Annotated in this window: 3 protein-coding genes; all 3 read left to right on the top strand. The window is 38.4% G+C overall.

What is annotated here, in order from left to right:
• On the top strand, positions 1–995 hold a 995-nt coding region (locus KO361_06040), incomplete at its 5' end, for a minor capsid protein (protein MCC7575124.1).
• Positions 985–2,265: a ChaB family protein gene (locus KO361_06045; GenBank protein MCC7575125.1), complete on the top strand. Its 1,281-nt coding sequence runs from the start codon at positions 985–987 to the stop codon at positions 2,263–2,265. The genes KO361_06040 and KO361_06045, both read left to right, overlap by 11 nt.
• Before the next feature lie 35 nt (positions 2,266–2,300).
• On the top strand, positions 2,301–2,690 hold the full coding sequence (locus KO361_06050) for a DUF2190 family protein (GenBank protein MCC7575126.1): 390 nt from the start codon (positions 2,301–2,303) through the stop codon (positions 2,688–2,690).
• Positions 2,691–2,766: the final 76 nt, after the last annotated feature.

The following is a 2,766-nucleotide window of genomic DNA, read 5'->3' on the forward strand; positions in this document are numbered from 1 at the left end:
AATGGGTTAGAGAATATCTGTCTATACCCGCAAAAAAAAAGGACGTACAATTGCCCGAACCTAAACCGGTTAATGAACCAATCTATAACCAGTACCAGGCTAAAAGGCAGTTAACAAAGTTTGAAAAGAAAGTTAATTTTACCAGGATAGAAAAAAGCCTTAACAAATACGAAACAGGTGCAAGAGATGCACTGGTTGAGATTATAACCAAACAGAAAGAAGCTTTAGGGAAAAGCATAATCCGGAGCAAGCTGGTTGAAAACAATGAACCGAAAGAGATTGAAAAACTGCAGCTTAATTATGTCGGTGAATTAAGGACAGAAATTAAGAACTGGCTAATCGAGCTCTGGAAATACGGCAAGGAAGAAGTAAGAAGTGAATTATCCAGGATGAATTTTGTAGATGTGGTAATAGGGTTGCCACCTGAAAAGGCTATGAAGTATCTGCAGAACAAAGCGTTTTATATTGCCGGAGTAATAAGAGATGACATATTAAAGAAAGCAAGAACGATCCTTTATAACGGGTTGAGATCAGGGAAGAAGCAATCTGAATTAATCTATGAGCTTGATAACTATTTCAAAGAGTATATCGGGACTCCTGGCATAGAGATTAAATCAGGCAGGGAATTAACCCCGTATCACCTGGAAAATGTTGTTAGAACCAACTTATCCGATGCCTATAACCAGGGCAGGCTGGATATGATGCGTGATCCGGATGTGAAAGGTTTTGTAGTTGCGTACCAATACAGTGCAATTATGGATGATAGAACAACTGATTTTTGTGCAAGCATGGACGGAAAGGTATTTGAAGCCAATGATCCGGATATTGCAAGAATCAACCCACCGAACCATTACCAATGCCGGAGCCAATTAATACCGATAACCAAGTATGAGAAATTTGAACCAATAGATGCAGGAGATAAGGCCAGAATCTTGGCCATGAAAACAAGTGATTTTATTTTTGATAGAGAGAAGGTGACTATAGATGCCGTATAAGATTGATAATCCACCGGAAGTTATAAAAGGGTTGCCGAAGGATGCACAGGCCATATGGATCGAAATATACAATAATGCCTTTAAGCAGTATGAGGGAAATGACAAACAGGAAGAGCTGGCAAATCAGACAGCTTGGGCAGGATTAAAAAAGGCTGGCTGGGAAAAAAACGAAGATGATAAGTGGATTAAGAAAAACACTTTTGCGGAGCTCCATGATATTGAAGTTTTTGCAGTGGGTACATGGAATAACACCAAGATAACCGAAAAAGATATTGACGATATTGTCAACGGTACAAATGAAATAATCGATAAGGTTAAGCCGTTTGTAAAGCTGGGGCACGATGATAAACAGAAACTCTTGCAGAATTCAGGATTGCCCGCAGGCGGTTGGATAACCAAGTTAAAGCGTAAAGGGCAAAAGATATTGGTTGACATTGCCGATGTACCCCAAAAACTCTATGAGTTAATCAGTAAAGGAGCTTACAAACGAATAAGCTCCGAAATATTGTGGGATTACACCGAACCGTCAACCAAGCGTAAATACAATAAAGTGTTATCAGCGATAGCCTTTTTAGGTGCTGATTTACCCGCAGTCACAAATTTAGAAGACATTGCTGCATTATACAGTGATGCCAACAAAGATGCTCAGATTATCCTTTATGAGGATGAGCAGAACAAAAAGAAAGTAAACGATAAGAATATTAAGAAAGGAAGTGAATGGATAATGCCAAATGGAATCAAAGTACAGGAATTAGAAGGTAAGAAATTTGTTGCATTAGAAGATTACGAAGCTATTGAACTTGAAAAAGCTGAAGCTGACAAAATGAAAAAAGATTATGAAGAAGCCCAGGCGAAGCTGAAGAAATATGAAGAAGAGCAGAAAAGACTGAAAGAGGAAGCCAGGAAGAAAGACATTGAAAAGTTTGTAGCTGATAACTGCAGTGAAACAACTATGCATTTCTTGCCGAAACAGAAAGATATCGTGATGACTCTTATGGAGTCTTTTGACAATGAAAACAAATGGGAATTTACAGAAGGAAGCAACACCAAAGAACTGACACAAGCTGAACTGTTTAAAATGTTTATCGAATTACAGCCCAATATGGCCGTAGATAAATTCAAGGAATTAAGTTCTGGCGGTGACAATAACAATGAACCTGAAACTGATTTAGACAAGATCAACAAATATGCAGAAGAACATAAAATGACTTTTGCTGATGCTGCTATAGCGTTATTCCCCAATGGGGATTACAAACTCGATAACAAATAATGAACAGGAATTAACGAGAAAGGAAGTGAATTAATATGTCTCAACAAATGAGTGCAGGAGCGGTTGACCTGACTTTTAAAGCCAGTGGAGATCTAAGCTCTAAACAATATTATTTTGTCAAACTGGATGCTGACGGAAAAGTAGAAGCTTGCGGAGCTAACGGAGTATCTATTGGAATATTACAGAATGCCCCAGATGCTGAAGATAAAGCTGCAAGAGTAAGAATATTAGGGACTTCTAAATTAGTTATGAATGAAGCAGTTGATGAAGGTGAAGCTATAACTTCAACAGGTGACGGAGACGGAGAAGTTGTTGATGCTGCCGATGAATACTTTGGTGCGATTGCTTTAGAGGCTGCCACTGCCCAGGATGATATTATTGAAGTTTTAATTACCCATGCATACAGCCCAGCATCTCATGCATAGAAATTAATAGATTATGAAAGGAAGTGATTTAAATGCCAGAACCTAATGATGTTCATGTTGACCAAGTATTAACAGG

It is taken from the genome of Candidatus Woesearchaeota archaeon (genome assembly GCA_020854775.1).
Lineage (GTDB): Archaea > Nanobdellota > Nanobdellia > Woesearchaeales > 21-14-0-10-32-9 > 21-14-0-10-32-9.

Excerpts from the sequence above, each read along its gene's own strand:
- KO361_06045 (MCC7575125.1), top strand. The coding sequence starts at position 985 with ATGCCGTATAAGATTGATAATCCACCGGAAGTTATAAAAGGGTTGCCG.
- KO361_06050 (MCC7575126.1), top strand. The coding sequence starts at position 2,301 with ATGTCTCAACAAATGAGTGCAGGAGCGGTTGACCTGACTTTTAAAGCC.